Origin of the sequence: Herpetosiphon sp. NSE202, assembly GCF_042688385.1 — a bacterium.
In the GTDB taxonomy this organism is placed as follows: domain Bacteria; phylum Chloroflexota; class Chloroflexia; order Chloroflexales; family Herpetosiphonaceae; genus Herpetosiphon.
Genome location: NZ_JBHUPY010000010.1, coordinates 135,549 through 157,964, shown reverse-complemented (window position 1 = coordinate 157,964; position 22,416 = coordinate 135,549). Strand labels below are relative to the sequence as shown.

14 protein-coding genes are annotated in these 22,416 nt (G+C 49.2%); 6 read left to right on the top strand and 8 right to left on the bottom strand.

Annotation, left to right across the window (positions count from 1 at the left end):
- Positions 1–171 precede the first annotated feature (171 nt).
- Positions 172–3,396 carry a type ISP restriction/modification enzyme gene (locus ACFMKP_RS12820; RefSeq protein ID WP_382292387.1) on the bottom strand — a complete coding sequence of 1,075 codons (3,225 nt, stop codon included), beginning with the start codon at positions 3,394–3,396 and terminating at the stop codon, positions 172–174.
- Between the two features lie 546 nt (positions 3,397–3,942).
- Here ACFMKP_RS12820 and ACFMKP_RS12815 point away from each other — a divergent pair.
- The 4 genes from ACFMKP_RS12815 to dnaA all read left to right on the top strand — a co-directional run bounded on the left by ACFMKP_RS12815 (position 3,943) and on the right by dnaA (position 13,241).
- Positions 3,943–4,947: a class I SAM-dependent methyltransferase gene (locus tag ACFMKP_RS12815; RefSeq protein ID WP_382292386.1), complete on the top strand. Its 1,005-nt coding sequence runs from the start codon at positions 3,943–3,945 to the stop codon at positions 4,945–4,947.
- Between the two features lie 663 nt (positions 4,948–5,610).
- A complete protein-coding gene (locus ACFMKP_RS12810) occupies positions 5,611–11,004 on the top strand; it encodes a beta strand repeat-containing protein (RefSeq protein ID WP_382292385.1) in 5,394 nt (1,797 codons plus the stop codon).
- A gap of 275 nt (positions 11,005–11,279) precedes the next feature.
- Positions 11,280–11,477: a hypothetical protein gene (locus ACFMKP_RS12805; RefSeq protein ID WP_054536618.1), complete on the top strand. Its 198-nt coding sequence runs from the start codon at positions 11,280–11,282 to the stop codon at positions 11,475–11,477.
- 345 nt (positions 11,478–11,822) lie between these two features.
- A complete protein-coding gene (gene dnaA / locus ACFMKP_RS12800; RefSeq protein WP_382292384.1) occupies positions 11,823–13,241 on the top strand; it encodes a chromosomal replication initiator protein DnaA in 1,419 nt (472 codons plus the stop codon).
- A gap of 48 nt (positions 13,242–13,289) precedes the next feature.
- Here dnaA and ACFMKP_RS12795 read toward each other — a convergent pair whose 3' ends face one another.
- A complete protein-coding gene (locus ACFMKP_RS12795) occupies positions 13,290–14,237 on the bottom strand; it encodes a M28 family peptidase (protein ID WP_382292383.1) in 948 nt (315 codons plus the stop codon).
- Entirely contained in the window at positions 14,234–15,433 is a 1,200-nt protein-coding gene (locus ACFMKP_RS12790; RefSeq protein ID WP_382292382.1) for a M20 family metallopeptidase, read from the bottom strand. The genes ACFMKP_RS12795 and ACFMKP_RS12790 overlap by 4 nt, the downstream gene beginning before the upstream one ends.
- Positions 15,434–15,666: 233 nt before the next feature.
- Between ACFMKP_RS12790 and ACFMKP_RS12785 the strand changes: the two genes are divergently transcribed.
- Positions 15,667–17,109 (top strand): tetratricopeptide repeat protein, encoded by a 1,443-nt coding sequence (locus ACFMKP_RS12785; RefSeq protein ID WP_382292381.1) that lies wholly within the window; start codon positions 15,667–15,669, stop codon positions 17,107–17,109.
- Positions 17,110–17,241: 132 nt separating this feature from the next.
- Positions 17,242–17,931 (top strand): CvpA family protein, encoded by a 690-nt coding sequence (locus ACFMKP_RS12780; protein ID WP_382292380.1) that lies wholly within the window; start codon positions 17,242–17,244, stop codon positions 17,929–17,931.
- 238 nt (positions 17,932–18,169) lie between these two features.
- Here ACFMKP_RS12780 and ACFMKP_RS12775 read toward each other — a convergent pair whose 3' ends face one another.
- The 5 genes from ACFMKP_RS12775 to ACFMKP_RS12755 all read right to left on the bottom strand — a co-directional run bounded on the left by ACFMKP_RS12775 (position 18,170) and on the right by ACFMKP_RS12755 (position 22,146).
- Complete coding sequence (locus ACFMKP_RS12775; RefSeq protein WP_382292379.1) at positions 18,170–19,615, bottom strand: hypothetical protein; 1,446 nt, start codon at positions 19,613–19,615, stop codon at positions 18,170–18,172.
- Between the two features lie 145 nt (positions 19,616–19,760).
- Positions 19,761–20,342, bottom strand: coding sequence for a macro domain-containing protein (locus ACFMKP_RS12770; protein WP_382292378.1), 582 nt, complete (start codon positions 20,340–20,342; stop codon positions 19,761–19,763).
- Between the two features lie 47 nt (positions 20,343–20,389).
- The gene (locus ACFMKP_RS12765; RefSeq protein WP_382292377.1) at positions 20,390–20,875 is read right to left on the bottom strand and encodes a PaaI family thioesterase; all 486 of its coding nucleotides are present in this window, start codon (positions 20,873–20,875) and stop codon (positions 20,390–20,392) included.
- Positions 20,876–20,961: 86 nt separating this feature from the next.
- On the bottom strand, positions 20,962–21,627 hold the full coding sequence (locus ACFMKP_RS12760) for a pyrimidine 5'-nucleotidase (protein WP_382292376.1): 666 nt from the start codon (positions 21,625–21,627) through the stop codon (positions 20,962–20,964).
- Between the two features lie 222 nt (positions 21,628–21,849).
- On the bottom strand, positions 21,850–22,146 hold the full coding sequence (locus tag ACFMKP_RS12755) for a hypothetical protein (protein ID WP_382292375.1): 297 nt from the start codon (positions 22,144–22,146) through the stop codon (positions 21,850–21,852).
- Between the last annotated feature and the right edge of the window lie 270 nt (positions 22,147–22,416).

Sequence of the window (22,416 nt, the reverse complement as noted above, 5' to 3'; positions counted from 1 at the left end):
GTGTTATACCTAAATTTAAATCTGTCCATCTCTCCCAAGCTCTTGGCTTTGCTCAATCATAAAATCTATCCCCATCTATCTTTGTAGGGGATAATCACAACATTCGTGCGTTAGTTATAAAGGTATCTATATGTTGTTTATTAGAGATAATTTTATACATAACCCTCGATTCTATTCTATTGGCCATTTACCAATCGCTTTATCGATGTCACTCATCAGCCGTCGTGTTTCACGAAGAGCAATAATTATTCTAAGGTAGTGTGTAATATCATTTGTAGATAGTGTGCGTCCTTTACGGTCTTTGAGCCACTTTTCTAGTGGTTTATAGCCTCCAATTTGTACGTTCCAGGTTTCTGGATCAATACCGATAAATTTTTGCTTGGCATTGATCTGGATTTCGCCAAAATAGCCATCGTGAGTTTCGAGGTATGTTACCTTCTCAATCAAGCTACTACCTCCTATAGGGAAGCTTATTCCTTGTTTTGAAGGCTGGTTCAATATTTCTACACCTCCAGCGCCGCCTATACCACTAGATCCTGGCAACCGTAATAAGTGGAGATCGACTAGCTGGGCACCTAGTTCAACAAGAATGGAAAATAGATTTTTGTTTTTGGTTAATGGTAATCGTGGAAAATCCATTTTTAGAAATTCTACATAGCGATGACGATAGATAGGGCTGTGGAAGATTGCATATATGTAATGAAATATATCTTCTGGACCGAATGTATTAACAAGATCTCCCTTACCATCCTCAACCCAAGTTAAGTTGATCATATTTGCGAAATCTCTGATAAATGTAATATTAAAGTTAGAACGGCGCTTAATATTACTGTTATTTAATTCAATAGGCATACGAGCTTGCTCTAATTCGTTTTCAGTGTAAATGTATAAAGGAAATACACTTGTATTTCTATCATGAGACACTATTTTATATTCAGGATAAGAATCTGCTACAAATATATTATTAAATGGATCTCTAGTTATTCTACGAGTTGTTAATAGAGCAATATTAGGATTATTGAATTTATCAGTTATTCTTTTACGTATAATTGTACATATATTTCTATCAAAAATAGTATATCTGAAATCAAATGGCCTATAAGCCACTTTTTTTACGGAATTTAGAATATCAATATTTGGTATTTCAGACTTTGCTCTATCGTAATTCCATTGATTTGTGGTACAAAGATTATACTTTTCTCTCATTTCCTCTTCGTTATTATTGCTTATGAAATCTTTCATTCTCTCTTGAAGAGTATGAATATCAAAAGAGATAGCAAAACTATCTTGTTGTGTTAAAAATGCAGTACCGTATAAATTATGATTATCATTCTTTGGATTTCCTGTGCCAAATATATCATGTAATTTTCTGTATTCTTGAAATTCTGAATTTAATTCACTACTAAAATTGAGAGGTATAAATAGAAAATTAGGCTCTTTAGGTGTGAATTTAATAAATGATTCGGCAAGAAATTCAATGTTACTATTATTTAATAATTCATATTTACTATTCCTATCTCCAGTAATTTCATAATATGAAATACCTTTTTTTTCTTTTGAGTTTTTAATGAATAACGATATGCATACTCCTTGTTGTATATTGAAAACATTCTGATCTGAAATTTTACTAGATCCTCTGTTTTTCTTCGAGTCACCACCAAGATTGATGATAATAATTTCATCAAAATCATCCAATAATGATCTTCGCATATCTCTAAATATAGGTCCATCGAGATAGCCATTATTTGTTATGAGAGCTAAAATTCCTGAGTTTGATTGTTTAATACGCCAATGACCAAAACGTATGAATTTAGCATAATCATCAGATAATGCTTGTATTTGAGTTTCTTCAGAACGTACTGTTTTCTTATAGTCGTCCATCAATCCTTCAATCCATGATCCTTGATTTTTTGATGATTTTGAATATGGTGGATTTCCAAGTATAACCATTACGTTCTTATTATGCTTTACATCGTTAGCTGCATGGCCTTCTTCAGCGATTGTTTGTCCAAAGGCAAATGCCTGTTGTAATGATGGTGCATTAGCCAACGTATCAGTGAGATAAACACCAAGCCGCTTATCTGTGCCAAAAGTATAACCAAGTTCTTTAAGGATCAAACTAAGTTTCAAATGTGCAATGGTGTAGGGGGACATAAGTAGCTCAAAGCCAAATACTCGGTTTAATAGTTTTTCAGTAACATATTGATCCCAAGTACCAGCCAAACCTTGGGCGACAATCTCCTGATGAATTTTTTGAATTACGGCGTTAAGAAAGGTAGCGGTTCCAGCAGCAGGATCAAGAATGATAGTATTTTCATCTGCCAACCCCATAGGTTTGTTAAACTCTGTTTGCAAAATTCGATGAATTGCATGTACCATAAAACTTACAACTGGCTCTGGTGTATAGTAAACACCGAGAGCTGCACGCATTTTTGGATTATAAGCAGCTAAAAATGTTTCATAAAAATGAAAAACTGGATCTTCTTGGCGCGTTGCTCTACCAAAATCACGCATTACCTCAGTCATATTAGTATATGCTAGGAGCGCCGCGCAATCATCGACTAACCATGCAATCCGTTCATCAAGATCATAGCCCGCAATTTGTTGAAATAATGATCTTAGAAATGGATTTGTTTTTGGAATAGTTTGTGCAGCATCAAAACGACTAAATGTAGTATTGGTTGGTTGTGCAACTCTTGCTGCAAATAAGCCATATACTATTGTTTGAGCATACATATCAGCAAATCGATCTGATTTCAAACCGGGTAGTAAAGTCTTTCTAAATGCTTCAAGCTGTTGATGCAATGAACCTTGTGAAGTCTGCTCTTTAAATAACTCTTGGATATCATCACGCAACCATTGTGCAATTCTTGCCAAACGTTCTGCTAAATCACGCGGATTCGTTATGTTCGAACTTACATCGTTTCCAAACTGGGCTAATAATTTTAAGAGATCATTTATTCCGGTTGAAGTTTGTATAAGTTTTTTAGATATATCGTTCCAAGTAGCTAATATAACCGGTTCAGTGTTTTGCAGGACTCCATGACGAAACCAATACCACACCAACCCATCAGTATATAGCAAATTGGGTAAAGCTGATCTATAGCGTTGAAGTTGCTGGGCATTTTTTGTTTTGGGTTCGGCCTCTTCACTCTCTCGAATAACAGACTCTAGTTTGATGCCAATGTTTTTTGCTTCCACATGACCAATTGGTATTGCGCCACGCATAATTACAAAATCTGGTGCACCATATTTCTCGTGCTTCGGCTCGTTAATTGCCTCAACCTTCAACACGTCTTGAAATAACGCTTGCAGCGCTGGACGATAGCTGTGTTCGGTAGCGGAACTAGTCTTAAGAAGTTTGGAAATATCATTGAGGAATGTTGTAATGGTCATGAAATTCTCCCCGTAAGCAGCAGGAACGAGAATTATTTTAGCATATTAGCTAGGAGTTTCTTAATCGATTAGATCGTTAGTCTGTAAATCAAGCACTGCGGCCAGCACTGTTTGATCTCAATGCCGCAGCATAAATTAAGCTAATGCTTGCTGTATTTTAATTTAACACTGCTGGTGGCGCATTTGAAAGTTAATTGGCAAAACTCCTCATTATTAGTAGCGATATGTAGCATTTTGATGGAATCAATTATATTGCCTTCGACTTAAGTTCAGCGTTCCGCACTTGTCGCATGACCGCAAATCGATATGCTCTTCACTCAGGAGAAACATATATTCGTTATCAACAACTCCTTGAGCAATATGTTTTATAGCTTGTTCATCAGGTCATAGGCGGACAAAACTACTTTTGTAGAGTTGCTTTTATAAAGTTCAGGGCTAAATGCTTCGTAATTCCAAACCACTGTTTGCTTCGATTCGATCCTTATTTGCGATTTCGGTTAAAATAGCATAATGCTAATGATCTGTTGGCAACAATAAGGATACAATATGCCAGTCGTGAATTTGACTGATCGAATAGAGCGGGCGATTGTTGCTCGCGAGAGTTTGTTTGACGAACGCCATCAAGCTGGTTTACGCTTGTTCAATGGGTTTCTTGAAGGCGAACCCAAAATTGTGATTGATGTATATGCGACAACCGCCGTTGTACATAACTACGCAGAGCCTGCTAAGGCTGGCGAGGCCTTGGTTGAGCAAGTGCTGGCTTGGTTGCCAACTCGCTTGTCATGGCTCGAATCAATTTTGGTCAAAACCCGCAATACCGATGATGAAACTGCCCAAAATGGGGTTTTGCGCTATGGCGAAAAGCTGGCCACCCGCGTGCGCGAGCATGGGGTTTGGTATGCGCTTGATCTGACCATGAACCGCGATTCAAGCCTCTACTTGGATACGCGCAACCTACGCGAGTGGATTTTGGCCAACTTGGCTGATAAAACTGTGCTCAACACCTTTGCCTATACTGGCAGTTTGGGCGTGGCCGCGGTTGCCGCAGGCGCAAAACGAGTGGTACAAACCGACCGCAATCGGCGCTTTTTGAATGTTGCCAAAACCTCGCATACCTTGAATGGCTTTCCGATTAACAAAGCCGATTTTCAAACTGAAGACTTTTGGCTGCAAATCAACAAGTTTAAGCGCAAAGAAGAGTTATTTGATTGTGTGATTGTTGATCCGCCAATGTTTGCTGCCACCGACCATGGCGTTGTCGATTTGGCCCAAAATTATACCAAGGTGCTAAATCGGGTGCGGCCACTGATGGAGCATAACGGCACGATTATCGCGATCAACAACGCCCTGTTTTTAAGCGGTGCTGAATATATCGAGCTGCTCGAAAAAATTTGTGCCGATGGCTATGTCACGATTGATCAGTTTATTGATATTGGCCAAGATTTCACGGGCTATCCGGCTACGCGGGCTGGCAAGCCGGTGACCAATCCTGCGCCGTTCAATCATTCGACCAAAATTGCCATTTTGAAAACCCGCCGCCGAGGATTTTAAAAGGGATGAAGGATGAGGGATGAAGGATGAAAAAACCAGATTAACCATCCATAAAGCTTTATTTAACCACGAAGAACGATTCCCCTCACCCCAACCCCTCGCCCGTGGCGCGGGCGAGGGGCTTTAACTTGGTGGTTCTGCCGCAATGCGTGGTAAAAAAGCGTCCGCTCCCCTCGCCCGCGCCACGGGTGAGGGGCTGGGGGGGAGGGCATGCCACCAATTGCCTCACATTCCACAGATTCATTTCCCAATCGCCAATCGCCAATAGCCATGAACATTTTTTGCCACGAATTGCACGAATTCCACGAATGATCACTTTTCATCCCTCGCTCTTCGCGTGCTTCGCGTCCTTCGCGGTTTCGCTATACAAGAGCCTCATTTTTAGTCATAAAAATATATTAATTGGTTAAAATTGGAACCACTATTAACTGCAATTTTAATAAATTTTTCCCTAGCAATTGCTATAACCTTGGCATATAATCGCCATGCACTTCAGTAGTACCTTAGTCATAACTTACTGCTCCGCTTCGTACTAACCAGCGGCATAGGTTGGTGATGGCTTAAGCTCGGCTGAAGCTATGCTGATCGTCTCCACTTAATTGGCCTCAAGAGTAATGATGCTCAGCGCAGGGTTGCTCTTCGAGAGTCTAGTACGAGGTTTGTATGCTCCAATTCCCTGATCAAGGGCGAACTTTGCAACCGCAGGTTCGTCGTCGTGCATTGGTGCTTAATTTGGCACTCTTGTTGGCATTATTTGTTGTTCCAATTCAACCAACAGCAGCACGCATTGCAGCACCACAGCTTCCTGAAGCCCGTTCTGCCAGCGCGCCAACTGCGGTTTGTACGGTTACCAACACCAGCGACGCAGCCTCGCCGCCAGCTGGTTCGCTCCGGGCAGCCTTGATCAACGCAAGCTGTTCGCCAATTGTGTTTGACCCAAGTTTGGCAGGCCAAACGATCACATTAACTGCTGAATTGAGCGTTGCGCGGGTGGTTGTGATTGATGGAGCCGCCGCGCCTGGCCTGAAAATCGATGGCAACAATAGCGTGCGCCTCTTCAATGTTACGGCGACAACTGCCAATCTTGCAATCTACAACTTGACCTTGCAACGTGGTAAAGCCCCAAATACGGGCATTGCCAACGGTGGCGCTGTGCTCAACCAAGGTGGCACGGTTGTTATCAGCAATACGGCTGTGCTTTCCAATACTGCTGGCACCAGCGGCAATGGCGGTGCATTGCGCAACCAACGCACCAGCGGTGTTGCTGGGATTTTGCGGGTCTACAATAGCGTGATTATGGGCAATACTGCGCCCGCTAATGGTGGCGCATTTAGCACCAGCGGCAGCATCACCACGATTGTCAATAGCGCTGTCTTGAGCAATACCGTCACCAGCACCTCTGGCGGCATCACCAGCGGCTCAGGCTTGGGCGCTGGGATTCACCACGTTAATATTCAAAATCCTCCTGCCAACTTGACCACGGCAATCACCAACACCACGATTGCCTACAACCGTGGCAAGGCGGGCGCTGCGATTTACAACGATAACAATGGCATTATCGATGTCTACTACAGCACAATTGCCTACAATGCCGCTTCAAATAGTAGCGGCTCGATCGTTGGTGGGGTTGTTAACGGGTTTACAACTAGCGGCCAGCCTGGTTTACGCGTTAGCTTGTATAACACGATTGTGGCCAACAATACCCAACGAGCTGCCAATACACCCTTGACCAGCGCCGATGTTGGGGTTGGCACTGGCCAAACCATCACCTCAAATGGCTATAACTTGATTGAAACTGTGCCCAGCGGCGCGGTATTTAGTGGCTCAACCGCCAGCAATATTACTGGCCAAGACCCTGCAATTGGCGATGTGCAGAACAACGGCGGCGGCACGCCAACCGCAGCTGTGTTACAAAATAGCCCAGCCTATAACGCTGGCGATCCTGCGCCAATTGGCTTGCCAGCCACCGATCAACGTGGGCCTGGCTTTGTGCGCGTGCGCGAAGGCCGCTTGGATATTGGCGCATTTGAAGCGAGCAACAGCGTCCAAACCTCGCCAATTTTGGTTAGCACCAATTTGGATACAAATGATGGAGCATGTACGACGTTCAATTGTTCGTTGCGCGAAGCTATTACATTGGCTAACACCACGCCCCAAACCGATACGATTCGCTTTAATTTGCTTGGTAGCGGCGTGCGCACAATCTCGCCAACCGCAGCCTTGCCAACGATCAGCGCTCCGGTGATTCTCGATGGCTTGAGCCAAGCTGGCGCTGCATGCAACGCTCCGGTGATCGAATTAAACGGCTCGTTGGCTGGCGCAAACGTTAATGGCCTCGATGTAACTGGCGGCAATAGCCTTATTCGCGGCTTGGTAATTAATCGTTTTGCTGGCAATGGCGTGCGTTTGGCAACTCTTGGCCGCAACACGCTGGAATGTAATTTCATCGGTACTGATCCTTCGGGCACAGTCGATGCTGGCAATGGCCTGTCGGGTGTACGCGTCGAATCTGCCAACACCTTAATTGGTGGCAGCAGCGGCTCGAATGCTCGCAACTTAATTTCTGGCAACGATGGCGATGGGATTACGCTGGTGGCTGGGGCAAATGCCACAACCATCCAAAATAATTACATCGGCACCAGCCTGAACAGCAATGCAGCGCTTGGCAATAGCAAGAGCGGCGTGCGCATCGGCAGCGATAACAATCAAGTTGGCGGTACGTTTGGTACGCTGGGCAACATTATTTCTGGCAACGTCGAGCATGGCGTGCTGGTCAACGTTACCTCAGCGCCATTGGGCAACCGCATTCAAGGCAACTTTATTGGCACCAACATTGGCGCAACCCTCGATATTGGCAATAGCCAACGCGGGGTCTTTATCGATCGCAGCGCCAATACCTTGGTTGGCGGCACAACCGCTGAACGCAACGTGATCTCTGGCAACAACAGCGATGGCGTGGCAATTATCGAGGCTGGCGCAACCAACAATAAAATTTCTGGTAACTACATCGGCACCAACAATGGCGGTGGCTCGGCCTTGGGCAATAGCTCGGCTGGGGTTTATATCTTCAATGTTGGCGGCAATACGATTGGTGGCACAACCACCGCCGAACGCAACTTGATCTCAGCCAATAGCAACGGGATTGTAATTGGCGGCGGCTCGGCGATTGGCAATATCATCAAGGGCAACTACATTGGCACGACGCTCAATGGTAATGCAGCGCTTGGCAATGTGAGTGATGGCATCAAGCTCGACGGCGCGCGCAACACCCAAATTGGTGGCTTGACCATCGGCGAGCGCAACGTGATTTCGGGCAACGGCAATAACGGGATCAACATCTTTACTGCAAGCTCGGCAGCGAATGTGATTCAAGGCAATTACATTGGCACCAATGCCTTTATTGCTCCTGCCAGCCCAACTGGGGTCGCCAACCAATTCAACGGCGTGCGGGTGGCTGCTGGCACAAACACAACCATCGGCGGCTCGGCCCAAGGCGCTGGCAACGTGATTGCCTTCAACGCCAAGAATGGCGTGCTGATTACCCAAGGTGCGGCAGTTGCCACGACCCAACGGATTCAGCGCAACAGCATTTTTAGCAACAATCGCTTGGGCATCGACCTTGGCCCCGATAATAATGCCAACGGCGATGGCGTAACCGCCAATGATGCCAACGACAGCGATACTGGGCCAAACAATTTGCTCAATTATCCAATTGTTGAATCGACCAGCTCTGGTGGTGGCTTAACCCAAATTATTGGCTCGTATATTGGCGCACCAAATGCGGCCTTGACCCTCGATTTCTATGGCCAAGGTGCGTGCGATCCAAGCAACTTTGGCGAAGGCCAAACCTACATCGGCTCCTACGCGATCAATACCGGCGCAACAGGCGCAATTTCCTACACTGCCAATTTGACCACGACCGTGGCTTTGGGCCAACGGGTGACCGCAACGGCGGTTGATGCCAACGGCAACACCTCGGAATTCTCACGCTGTTCGTCGGTTGGCAACTTGCCAAGCGTCAGCGTCAACGATGTAACGGTGGTCGAAGGCAATAGTGGCACGACCAATCTGAACTTTACCTTGAGCTTATCGGCGGTCAGTGCCAGCCCAGTGGTTGTGAGCTATGTAACCGCTGATGATACGGCGATTGCGCCAGCAGACTACACCGCCGCCAGCAGCACCGCCACGATTCCAGCTAATAGCTTGAGCGTGCCAGTGACGATTGAAGTTCATGGCGATAGCCAATTTGAACTTAACGAACGCTTCTTTATCAATTTGTTGAGCGCCACCAACGCCGCAATTGGCGATGGCCAAGGCATTGGCTCCATTACCAATGACGACAGCGCACCAACCATCAGCGTGAATGCTGCTAGCACGAATGAAGGTAGTGGCACACCTGGCCAAATTACTGTGCCAGTCACGCTTTCAAATGCTAGCTATCTGCCAATCAGCGTTGAATTTGTGACCATCGATGGCACGGCGAGCGCTCCCAGCGATTACACCACAATTACTGGCACGCTCAATTTTGCCCCAGGCGAAACCAGCAAAACCATCGATATTGCTACGGTTGGCGATTTGATCGACGAGCCAGACGAAACGATCAACGTGGCGCTGAGCAACGCTGTCAACACCACGATTAGCAACGATGAAGCAGTTGCCACGATTCTCGACGATGATGCAACGCCAGTTATTACAGTGGCGAATGGCGAAGTGAGCGAAGGCAACAGCGGCAGCGTAACCGTGACCCTGAATGTGAGCCTGAGCAACCCAAGCAGCAGCCTGATCACGGTTGATTATGCAACCGTCGCTGGTTCGGCCACCGCCAATGTTGATTTCACCAGCAGCAATGGCTCGCTGAGCTTTGCCCCAGGCGAAACCAGCAAAACCATCGATGTGCAAGTTTTGGGCGATCTGATCGATGAAACTGATGAATCGTTTACTGTTGAGTTGAGCAACCCAAGCAACGCCACAGCTGGCAGTGCTTGCACGGTCGTTATTCTCGATGATGACGCAGCGCCAATGCTCGATCTTACTGGCTTTCCAGTGCTCGAAGGCAATACGGGCAGCAAGCCTTTGACCGTGACTGCAACCCTTTCAGCAGTGAGCGGCCAAGCTGTGACCGTGCATTACGCCACCTTCGACAACACCGCAACCGCTGGTAGCGACTACACCGCGATCAGCGGCACCTTAACAATTCCCGCAGGTCAGTTGAGCCAAAACATCTTTGTAAACGTCAATGGCGATCTGATCGACGAAAGCAACGAAACCTTTACCGTCACCGTCAGCAACCCGCAAAATGCGAGCTTGTTGAACTCCAATGCAATTGGCACGATTATTGACGACGATGGTGCGCCAACGATCAACGCCAACACTATCAGCGTCACCGAAGGCGATGCCAACAGCGTCAATGCAACCTTCACCGTCAGCTTATCCAACCCTAGCGCGACCGCTGTGAGCGTCAACTACTCAACTTTGGCGGGCACAGCTTTGAGCGGCACCGACTTTACGCCTGCCGCTGGCACGCTCAATTTTGCGCCAGGCGAACTGACCAAAACCGTAACCGTCGTGGTGCTTGGCGATCTCTTGGATGAGGCCGATGAAACCTTTACCCTCGTACTGAGCAGCGCAACAGGTGGCGCAACCCTCGGCACTGCTGGCGCAGTCACGATTGTTGATAACGACCCAACGCCAAGTGTGGCTTTGAGTGGCCTCAACAGCGTGATTGAAGGCAGTGGCATCACCACGACCTTGCAATTTACCGTGACCCTTTCGACGGCCAGCGGTCGCGCAAGCAGCGTGCAAATAGCCACAACTGCGGGCACTGCTAGCGCTGGCAGCGACTTCGTTGGCCAAAACCTGACCCTCAACTTCGCTGCTGGCGAAACCCAAAAAGTGGTCAGCATCAGCATTGTTGGCGATCGCATTAAAGAGCCAAACGAAACCTTTAGCATTGGCTTGAGCAATCCAAGCAACCTCACGCTTGGCACTGCCAGCATCGAAGTCACGATTGTCGACGACGACGAGTGGCTGGTCTATTTGCCATACGTCGTGAAATAGGGAAAAAGATCCCTCACCCCCCAACCCCCTCTCCCACTGAACGCGGGCGAGGGGGAGCATCCATGGTTCATGCACCAAGGAATTGGGAGCGAACCACGCTGTTAAAGCCCCTCGCCCGCGCCACGGGAGAGGGGTTGGGGTGAGGGAACGTATCTTCATCATTAACAACCAATTCATTCGCAAATGTCCTTGATTTGTCATCTTCAAGGGTCGCCTTGCGGCGGGTAGCTAGCTATAGTGAAAAGCAGCAACTCACATGCCGAAGGAGGCATTCAATGAAGATGATCAAAACAGGCCGCTACGAAGATGTGAGCGATTTCGCGACCGAGGCCTTGGTCTGCAAAAAATGCAATCATGAAATGCAAATCTCAGGGCCGTTGCCGCATAATGCCAAATGCCATGCCTGTGGCTCAACCAATCTTGCGCGCCGCAATAACCCCAATCGTAGCAAAAATGATCAACGCGCTGCCTAAACGACCATGATCAACGGAGACTATAATGTCTCCGTTTTTAGGCTGTTTTCCACAGCGTTCCACTGCTTATCAACATGCTATTCAAGAGCGTTGTAGGCAGCAAATAGCCCATTCTAATCAGCAAAATATGGCTATTACTCTAGTGCTAGACATGGTTTTCCACATATCCACAAATTTGCTTATCCACACCCTGTTGGCAGCACCCATGCGAGTTTGCCAAGAAACGCTACTATCCGCTATCATGCAAGCTACATTTATGCCTACATCGATACGATTTACTCTCCTGTGGGCTGATGAACTCAACGGCGAGTTGGACGACCCACCAGCACAGAGGAGCTTTTAATTTTGGATACAAAACAGATTTGGTTGACAACCCTCGGGACTTTGCAAAACCAAATACTTCGTTACGATTATGATACCTGGCTCAAAACCACAGCCCTGGTTTCGCTTGCCAACGATTTAGCCGTGATTGGCGCGCCGAATGTCACGACCAAGCAGGTGATCGAAGATCGTTTTATGAGTGTGTTACGCCGTGCTTTAGGCGAGGTGTTGGGCTATCAAGTGAATGTGAGGGTGATTATCAGCAGTGCTCCTGCTGCGCCAAGCGAGCCTGCCACGCCCACGCCAGCCGAACCCAGCCAAGCAGCCGAGGTGGTTGAGCCAAGTTTTGCCAGTTTCAACCAACCTGCGCCGATGCTCAACCAATTGCCCTTGGGCGATCCTAATCGCTCATCGGTGCTCAACCCGCGCTATACCTTCTCGTCGTTTATTGTTGGTAGCTCCAACCGTTTGGCTCATGCCGCTTGTATGGCGGTGGCCGAACACCCCGCCCAAGCCTATAACCCGCTGTTTTTGTATGGCGGCGTTGGGTTGGGCAAAACCCACTTGTTGCAGGCAATTGGCAACTATGCCTTGGATCGCAATCCAGAAGTGAATGTGCTCTATGTGTCGTCGGAGAAATTCACCAACGATTTGATCAACGCTATTCGTCGCCAACAAACCGAAGAGTTTCGCATTCGCTACCGCAATATCGATATTTTGCTAATCGACGATATTCAATTTATCGCTGGTAAAGAAGGCACGCAGGAAGAGTTTTTCCATACCTTCAACACCTTGCATGGCGCTGGCAAGCAAATCGTACTCAGCTCCGATCGCCCGCCAAAAGCGATTTTAACCCTCGAAGAACGCTTACGCTCGCGCTTTGAATGGGGCTTGATTGTCGATGTGCAAAACCCGGATCTCGAAACGCGGACGGCAATTTTGCGCGCCAAAGGCGAAACTTTGCAGGTGCCAGTTTCATCCGATGTGATCGACTTTTTGGCCCAACGCATTCAAAGCAATATTCGCGAGCTGGAAGGCTGTTTAAATCGGGTGATTGCCTATGCCAATCTTAATCGCACGCCAGTGACGGTTGAGGTTGCTTCTGCGGCCTTGGCCGATTTGCTCGATACCAGTCGCCGCAAACGGGTCACATCTGATGATATTTTTCGCGAAGTTTCACAGCATTATGGCATCGACCAACGCGCGATTCGTGGCCGTGGCCGCTCGCGCAACGTCGTTTTGCCGCGCCAAGTTGTGATGTATTTGCTGCGCGAAGAAACCGATGCCTCGCTGGTGGAAATTGGCGAATTGCTCGGCGGTCGCGACCATACCACCGTGATGCATGGCTATAACAAAATCAACGACGAAATTAATAGCGATGCTCGTTTGCGCAACGACATCACCTCGCTGCGCCAACGGCTCTACGGCGAAAACGCCCGTTAAACCCAAAGGCCACGGTCGAGCAACCGTGGCCTTTGGGTTTAATCATGGTTAATTTTTGGTCAGCCACTCTTCAAGCGTGCGCCCAACTGCTTCTAGTGCCGTAGCGCTGAGTTTATCGATTGTGTCATTGGTGGTGTGCCAATGCGGGTAATCAAAATCGATCAGGTCGGCAGCGCTAAAGCCTTGCTGCAAGAAGGCCGTGTGATCATCAAGCACATGATGTTTGGTTTCCGAGATGAAGGTTGTATAGCCCAAATCTGCTGCTTGTTGCCAAATTTCGGCCCGTAACGCTGGCGTAGAGCTTTGCTCAAGGTAAATTTGCTGGTCTGCATCGCCAATCATATCGACGATCACCACTGCTTTAGGTGCTGTTTCGAGCTTGGGTGCAAGGTCGATTGAGCCAAGCGTCCAGCCCCACTCGCCAATGATGCCATTATCCTCAGCATCGAAAAACACCAGCCAAACTTCCTCGTTCAGCCGTTCTGGCTTGAGCACGCGCGCCAATTCAAGTAGCACGGCAACCCCGCTGGCTCCGTCATTGGCGGCTGGCACTGGCTGCATCCGCTTATTGGGGTCGGGATCATTATCGGCGTAGCGGCGGGCATCGTAGTGCGCGCCAAGCAACACCAGTGGCCCTGTGCCACGTTTGGCAATAATGTTGCGGCCTTTTTTATTTTCGGGCACGTTGAAAAATTGCTCTTCAACATCCCAGCCATATTCAAGTAAGGTTTGGATAATCCAATCGCCGTTGGCTTGCCAGCCAGGCGTGCCAGTGTCGCGGGGAATCCATTGCATCTGGGTTTTGGCAAATTCCATCGCATTGGCCCCGTTGAATTGCGGGCTATCGCTGAGGCTTGGCTTGGGCAAGGGCACAATTGTTGGCGTGACAGTTTGAACCGGCTCGGGCACTGGCGTGCTGGCAGTTGCCCCACAGCCAGCCAAACTAAAGATCATGCCAATTTGAAAGAAGCGTTGTAACCAAACGCGCTGTCTCATTGGTTGCCCCCATTGAGATAGCGGGTGGTAGCTTCACATAAAATCGCTACACCCAAGGGTAAAACCCCTTCATCAAAGCTAAATGCTGGGTGATGATGGGGATGCGCGCCCAATTCACGCTCCAAGGTTTGGCCACCCAAGAAGAAGTAGCAGCCAGGCACTTCATTCAACAAGACCGACATATCTTCCGAACCCATGGTGCGGATGCTATCATCGACATTTTCAGCACCCAAAATTGCTTCGGCTGCGCCGCGTACCAAGGCGGTGGCCGCAGGATCACAGATCGTCGCTGGGCACATTTCATCGTATTTGAGAACTGCGCTTGCGCCAAAAGTTGCGGCTACACCTTGTACGACTTCATGCACCCGTTGCTTCAAACGCTCGCGGGCTTCTGGGTCGTAGCTACGAATCGTGCCAGTCAGGGTGGCGCTGTGGGCGATGATGTTGTGAGCTGTGCCTGCTTGCACCGAGCCAACCGATAGCACTGCTGGTTGTTCAGGGTGAATATTGCGACTGACAATTGAGTGCAAGGCCACGACCATATGCGAAGCCACCAAGACCGAATCGACGGTGGTTTCTGGTTGTGCGCCGTGGCCGCCCTTGCCGGTAATTTCCACATTAAACGTATCGGCAGAAGCCATAATTGGCCCAGAACGCACATTGGCCGTGCCCAAGGGCATTGGTGCCCAAATATGCAAGCCCAGCGAAATATCAGGCCGAGGATTTTCCATCGCGCCAGCCTCGACCATCTTTTGCGCGCCCCCGCCACCTTCTTCTGCTGGCTGGAACAGCAATTTGATCCCACCAGTGCCAAGGGCTTCGCAGTTTTGCATCAAGGCTGCCGCAACGCCCAAGCCGATTGCAACGTGGCCATCGTGGCCGCAGGCATGCATTTTGCCATCAATGGTTGAGCGATAATCAACATCGTTTTGCTCGTGAATTGGCAAGGCATCCATATCGAAGCGCAGCATGGCAACTTTGCCGCCTGGTTGGGCTCGAATATGGCCTAAAACGCCAGTTGTGGCCAGCCCTTCCGTCACCTCGTAGCCCAGTTCGCGTAAGCGATCGGCCACAATTTTGGCAGTGCGAAATTCTTCGAAGCCAAGTTCAGGGTGCTGGTGTAAATCACGGCGATCAGTGATCAATTGCTCCACCAACGTGTGGGCAACATAACGAAAATCTGGACGACTAGCCATAGACAACTCCTTCATGCTGAGCTTGGGTGAAAAGACCACTACCGTCATGCTACACAGATTTTGATCTTTGACAAAACCCCTAGTTTACCAAAAATCACCCATAACGCTGAATAATAGGCTTTGCCCGCATCTAAGGCGTGTGATACAATAACGCCCAATACCGTTGTATCCCTCTCTTATGGCACAAATTGTGCGCTAGTGCCTGGAACAATACGTGCAGGCAAGGAGACCGCATGGCAGACAAAGAGAGCATCCTGCAGCTCGGTATCGAAGCTGCGCGTGCGGGTGACAAAGAAGAGGCGCGGAAACTTTTCCGTTTGCTGACCCGCGAAACTCCATCTGACCCCCAAGCATGGCTGTGGTTGGCTGGGGTTGCCGAGGATCGCGAGGAAAAGCGTGCTGCGCTGGAGAAAGTCACCGAACTCGATCCGTCGAATGAATTGGCTCGTCAAGGTTTAGAGGCACTTGGTGGCCCTACGGCTAAGCCTGCTGTTCAAACACCACCGCCTGCCCCAGAACCTGCACCAGTTTTTGTGGAGCCAGCAACCACTACCGCATTAGATGATTTTGATGTCGATTGGGGGCAACCAAGCCCGCGTGCTGTTGAACCAACTCCTGCACCTGCTGCCAAAGCAGAGCCTGCACGAACCCGCGAACTAACGCCAGATGAAGAATTTGCCATGTCGTTGGATTCGCTGGGCAGTTATTCAAACGCCATGAGCGATCGCCAAAAGAGTGGCAACGATTCATCGGTCGATTTCGATATTCCAGATTTTGGCGATGATCTCGACCTCGATGCCTACATGAACCGCGAACGGGTCGATGTTTCGCAAATCGAAGTCAAGCCCGAAGAAGCGAAAAAACCAATTCGCCGTTCACCAACCTTGTCGGCTGCAACTGCAGAAAGCAATAATGTTACGCCCCGTGGCGGCAAACGCAAAACCAACCAAGGCAACAGCGCCTTAATCCGCGCTGTGGTTGGGGTTGTGCTGTTGTTCTTGTTGGGCTTCTTGGCTTGGAAGTTCATTTTCTCAGGCGATCCTGATCCAGTTGCCAATTTGAACACCCCACAGCCAACCGCAATTGGTGGCGGCGTAACCCAGCCAATTTCGCCAACCGCTGATTTGGCCTTGGCAACGCCAATCGTTGAGCCAACGCCAGATCCAAATGTGCCACAGCCAACCCCAGTACCACCAATCGTTGATCCCAACACCTTCCCAGTCGATCAACAATTGGGCAGTGCTCAACCAGCCTTGTTGCCTTCTGATGGCACGATTCCATTGAATGTTGATGGTTGGTTCTTCAACTATGCTGGTGGCAATTTGGTTGCCGATGGCAATGCGATTAACCTTCAGCCTCAAGGCCGTTGGATTGCGGTGCGCTTGTTGATGGCCGACACTGCTGGTGGTCGCAACATTCCTGCCGATTTGGTTGTGTTGAAAGATGCACAAGGCCGCGTGTATCGCGCCAACCTTGATGCTTCCGAAGCAGTAACCAATGTCTACCCCGATTTTGTTAATCGTGGTTTCCCATACATCAACCAAAAACAAACCGCGCCAGGTGGCAACTTCACCACGGCGTTGGTCTTTGATGTGGCTCCTGATGCAACCGATTTGGTGTTGTTCAGCCCACAATATCTCGATCAAGGCTACTATGTGCGAGCTAACTCGCAATAAGTAAACCTAATCAATCAGCGGTACAAAAGCGGTCTTTCGAGGTTCGAAAGGCCGCTTTTGGTTGTGCGAATCAGGCAAGGGCTGTGCTATCATAGCTCGTAGCAAAACCATCAGCACAAAAGGAAGGTTGTTGTGGGTCTAGTCTTCAATGGATTGTTGCTGGGTGTCCCGCTGGGTTTGACCATTTTAGGCGCGAGTCGGGGGATTCAGCGCGAGGCCATGACATTAATCGGCATTTTGTTGGGAGCGTTGCTGGCTGAGCTTTGGGGGCCAATTTGGGGGCCAAATAATGCCACCCGCTTCAATCAAGATATTGCCGATACGACTGCGTGGATCTCGATTATTCTGCTGCTTATTTGCACGATTTTTATCGGCTATGGCGGGGCCTTGCTTTTGCCTTCGCGCAAGCAATTGGCCTTGGGTCGCTCGCGTTGGTTTGGCGCTGGCGCTGGCTTGTTCAATGGCATCTTGCTGCTCAGCCTGATTTTGCGCTATGGCAATGTTTATAATAATGATCTGATGCTCAGCCCGTGGGCGGCGAGTAGCCGCGTGGCAATGGTGTTTATCGAGCGCTTTCCCACAATGTTGCTGTTTGGCGTTGTGGCGATTGCTGTGCTGGTCAATTTGCGGCTCTTGCAACGCTTGATTTTCAAAATCCATGGCAAGGAAACTAAAAAAGAAGCAACGAAGAAGGTCGAAGAAAAACCAGCAGATCCCCCAAAACCACCAGAACCAAAACCACCAGCCCCCGATACGGTCAACAACCCGATCTTGCGCGATTTGATTTTGGCTGAGATCAAAAAAGATAAACCACCTGCCTAAAATGCAACAATGGCCGAAATTACTTCGGCCATTGCTGTTTAAGCGTTGTATTGGTTCATTGGATTGGCAACCAGCGGCATGCCCTCACCCCCAGCCCCTCTCCCACTGAACGCGGGCGAGGGGAGCGCTGGTCTCGTGGTTTTCCCCCTCTCCCGCGGGCGGGAGAGGAGGCTAGGGGGTGAGGTGGCAAACCGTCGTTAACGCAACGAACCAGTACAAATGCTGTTTAAGGGTTGCTTTAGTAGTTGTTCAAGGCAATTGGCAAGAACACTTGTTGGGTGTAGAGGAAGTCAATCTTGGCTCCACACAAGGCATATTCGCTGCTCGCCGATGAAGCATCCCACACCAAGGCTAAGCCTTGATCGGTGTTCTCAATTGGGTAGTTGATGCTGACTGAGTTTTGCGTGCCTGTACCCATCACTGGGACGCTGGTGATTTGGGTAAATTCGCCGCTGCCAACAAAGCTATACAAGTTGAGGGTTGGGCCAGCAGCAGCATTTTTGTAGTAGAAGGTGACGCGGGCGGCCTTCGCACCTTCTGGCGCGGTGACGTTGGCGGTCAAATCTTCGATTTCGTTGCTGACGTTGACACAGCCATTAGCATCGCTGCTGTAGTTGACGTTCGAGCGCCGTGGCACGAAGGTGCTGCCGGTGATGAAGCGGCTATCTTGGGTTGGCTCGGTCGTAGGGTTGCTATATTGGAACCGAACCCCACACAAGCGCAGTTGATTGCTCAAAACCCCAGCAAAATCAGCAACCACGCTCAACGATTCGTTGCTTTCATTGACGGTGTAATTCAAGTTTTGATCGGCGTTGACCAATGCTGTATCGGAAACTGGTCTAGTCAAGGTGGCAAGCGTATTGGTTACGCCTTGGCCATTTGAGGCGATCAGTTTTACCGTCAGATCAGCGCTGTTCACATCACGGAAATAGGTGCGCACCGCTGTTAGTTGGCTGCCTTGAGGTAAGTCGACATCAGCATTCAAGGTGCGACCATTGATTTTAACAAAGGTACAGCCAGCCCCAGCATAACCATGTTCGGTGGCTGAGTTGGTGTTGACCAAGGTGCTACCAACGATAAACAAATAATCGGTCGCTGGGCGTGGCTCTGCTGGCGCGGTGTAGGCAATCCGCACGCCACACAATTGCATCGAGGCATTGGTTACGCGGGGAAACCATTCCAAGAACAAGCCGCGATTTTGCATGTTGACCACATACGGAGCATATGGCGCGCGAATTGGCGCATAGGTGTTGGTCAAACCAATCGAGCTTGAAATTTCCACCGTGATCAATTCACGAGGCATAATCATATCGCTGTCGTTAAGCGTCAACTCAGCTTTGGTTTGGCTGGTGCCCGTGTCGTTGAGATAATAATCCAAGCCTAAGATGGTTGCGCCGTTGGGCACTGCAACCGGAGCCGTAAATTCGCCACTGCTGGTGGCATAAATACAACCAGTTGGTTGATTATTGGTGTTGCGGGTTGTTTCAAAGGCCGTGGTTGAGTCGCGGGTTTGAAACGAGCTGCCTGCAATCCAAAGATACTGGGTATCGTTGGGAATTGCTGCGCTTTGAACTGGGGCTTGAGCTGGGTTCGTTTGGGCACGGGCAACAAAAACAGGCCCAACTAGGAACAACAGTGCCAATAGAACAATGGCGATACGGAATGAAGCGCGGATTCGCGACATTGCTACGTCCTTTCCAAGAATACGAATAGCGGTCGTAAAGATTGACCCTATGCTAGCATAAAGAGATTAAAAAGAAAAACTTTTGGGGGAACCTGCATGGGTGTTTTTTCGGGTGATTTGCACTCATCCTTGGTGAGGATGCTGCTTAGCCTTCACGTTGTAAATCGCGCGGTTCGGCCCCATACAACCATTGATGGCGGGCTTGCGCCTCCCACCAACTGCTGGGAAATTGCGGCCCTGCGCCATAAACCTCCTCGATTGCGGCCCGAATTTGGCGCGCACAAACTTGTGGCGCAACCCGCCCAACCCCCGTTCCCAAGCCAGGAATCGCCACAGTTTTGACCAATTCAGCAATTGCTTGGCCAGCAAATTGCCCATGTTTGATCAGCAGTAATACCGCTCGACAGGCCAGATATGGGTTGACCGTGCCTTGCAAAATCATGGGCACGCGCATGGTTGGCGCGGCAATCACAAATGGAATTTTGGCATGATCGGTTGGCACCAGCGCCGCCTTGCCAATCAACAACTCGCCAAAATGCTCCTGTTGAATGATTGTTTGCAAGCGCTCTTGCACATGCCAGCCAAAAAAGCGACTGTATAGCATATCGATGGCGCCATCCATAAAGCCAAAGCTATTGGCGGGGCTAACCACGGCATCAGTTGTGCAATCGAGAATTGAGCCATGCTGAATGCTAACATTCGGCAATCGCCACAAATTTGTTGCCATGCGGCGACCATAGCTGGTTGCACATCGGCCAAGATAATCTGCATCGGTTACTCCTTAGGATAATTAATAATTGCAAATGTGCCTTGACCCAATGCCAACAAATCACCAGCTTCGTTGACGACCCGCCCAGTCAAAATTCCAAAGCGGGTCGTGCGTTCGACCAGTTCGGCGCTAGCAATAATATTGCCGTCAACAATGGGCCGCAGGTAATTAATTTTTAATTCGAGCGTGGCACAACCCAATGGTCGTTCCAGCGCCGTCCAAAATGCGCTGCCCATCGCAGTATCGAGCAAACTGTAGGCAACGCCGCCATGGGCAATGCCAGCAGGATTGTAATGGCCAGGGTCGATTTGCATTGAGCAGCGCGAGCGCCCTGGCTGCACATCCTCGTAGACCACGCCCAAACTCCAGGTAAAGGCTGCGCCATAGCCTTGATGTTTGCTAATGCGCTGAATGATGGTCAAGGCCAATTGCTGTTCGCGTTCGTCCATTTGGGCCAAAAGCTGCTGAGCTTGCTCCAAAAATGTTGTCATTGCACAACCTCAAACAAGCCTATGGCACTCCCATAGGCTTGAAATATTCCAAGATTTGCTGATTAATGTAGCACAGAATGCGTGAGCTAGGCCGCAAGATTGAGTGGCACGCCACAACGTTCGTGGATGGCTAACGTGCCTGCGAGGACGTTTGGCACAATAATATCGGCAAATGGATGCTGCGTACCTTCGGGCGCAATCAGCACCGTGGTCATGCCCAAACTTTTGGCCGGAGCAAGGTTGGCCATGGTATCTTCAAACAGCACACATTCGTGGCCTTGGGCATTGAGCGCGTGCAACACCGTATGATAGGCATTGAGATCGGGCTTGGCCAAAAATTCAAAGGCCCGAATATCAAAAATTTGCTCAAAATGGTCGTGCAAGCCCAATTGATTGAGCACGCGTACCGCATGTTCGCGTGGCGAGTTGGTGAAGATGATTTTTTGCAGTGGCAAAGCTTGCAACGCGACGTGCAACGTGCCATCATCAGGCAACAACACATCAAGCGTCAATTGATGAATAAACGTCAAATAATCTTCGGTTTCGACCACGCCGTGGTGTTTTTGCAAGCCCGCCAAGGTTGTGCCATATTGCTCATAATAGCTTTGGCGCAAGCGATGGGCTTCGGCGGCATCTAACTGCAAATGTTCCTGAAAAAACAACCCAATCCGATCATTAATCTGTTCCATCAGCCCCGATGAGTCAGCGTAAAGGGTGTTATCTAAATCGTACAAAGCAAAACGAAGCGTCATTGGAGCCTCCTTCGACAACATCAGTGCTGGTTTCAATACCTCAACGATAAGCGATCATCTACTACCCTCGCTCAGAGGGTTTTAATAGTCTAGCACGCAGATCAAGAGGCTTGTGTAAATGGCATGTTAAGAATTGGCATTGGTTTGGCTAAACCTTGCCATGCTACTGATGAAGCGTGGAGTTGCAGCGGTGCAGAAGATTAACGTCCTACCAAAGCCGTGTTAGGCAGCGCAATCGCGCTCGCCAAACAAATCGTGGAGAGATTGGGCATCGGTGGCACATGGGTGAGGATATTTGGCCAGATAACAATCGGGCATGAGCCACGGTGGCAACAATTGCTGTGGCGCTAATTCGGCGTTCCAGCCAGCGCCATACAATTCATCGAGGGTTTCATGATAAGCCTCAACCAACATTGGGCGACGGGCGATATTTGCAGCGCGCCACCAAGTTGCTAGCTCCGCCAAATGATCGAGCAGATCGTGCTGGCGTTGATAGCTTAAATCATATTCTTGCATCATTGGTTGCTCCTTATGCATAGGGTTGAGGATTGGCCAGAGGGTGCAAACGTGTATTGCATTGGGTATAGTAGCCTATTTTTGCCTATCATGGCAACCCAATTGACCCTCAATGCCAATAATTCAACCTGCAATAGCTATAGCAAGTGCCATTCCGCCAAAGCCTACGTGCTCATGGCCCCTCACCCCAACCCCTTTCCCACTCGGTGGGCGAGGGGCTTTAATAGCATGGTTCTTGCGCAATGCGTTGCTAAAAACAGGTGCTCCCCCTCG

Bases quoted from the DNA above. Each gene is read 5' to 3' on its own strand.
- ACFMKP_RS12795 (WP_382292383.1), bottom strand. From the start codon at position 14,237: ATGAGACAGCGCGTTTGGTTACAACGCTTCTTTCAAATTGGCATGATC.
- ACFMKP_RS12810 (WP_382292385.1), top strand. From the start codon at position 5,611: ATGCTCCAATTCCCTGATCAAGGGCGAACTTTGCAACCGCAGGTTCGT.
- ACFMKP_RS12775 (WP_382292379.1), bottom strand. From the start codon at position 19,615: ATGTCGCGAATCCGCGCTTCATTCCGTATCGCCATTGTTCTATTGGCA.
- ACFMKP_RS12815 (WP_382292386.1), top strand. From the start codon at position 3,943: ATGCCAGTCGTGAATTTGACTGATCGAATAGAGCGGGCGATTGTTGCT.
- ACFMKP_RS12765 (WP_382292377.1), bottom strand. From the start codon at position 20,875: ATGACAACATTTTTGGAGCAAGCTCAGCAGCTTTTGGCCCAAATGGAC.
- ACFMKP_RS12805 (WP_054536618.1), top strand. From the start codon at position 11,280: ATGAAGATGATCAAAACAGGCCGCTACGAAGATGTGAGCGATTTCGCG.
- ACFMKP_RS12770 (WP_382292378.1), bottom strand. From the start codon at position 20,342: ATGGCAACAAATTTGTGGCGATTGCCGAATGTTAGCATTCAGCATGGC.
- ACFMKP_RS12785 (WP_382292381.1), top strand. From the start codon at position 15,667: ATGGCAGACAAAGAGAGCATCCTGCAGCTCGGTATCGAAGCTGCGCGT.
- ACFMKP_RS12760 (WP_382292376.1), bottom strand. From the start codon at position 21,627: ATGACGCTTCGTTTTGCTTTGTACGATTTAGATAACACCCTTTACGCT.
- ACFMKP_RS12790 (WP_382292382.1), bottom strand. From the start codon at position 15,433: ATGGCTAGTCGTCCAGATTTTCGTTATGTTGCCCACACGTTGGTGGAG.
- ACFMKP_RS12820 (WP_382292387.1), bottom strand. From the start codon at position 3,396: ATGACCATTACAACATTCCTCAATGATATTTCCAAACTTCTTAAGACT.
- ACFMKP_RS12755 (WP_382292375.1), bottom strand. From the start codon at position 22,146: ATGATGCAAGAATATGATTTAAGCTATCAACGCCAGCACGATCTGCTC.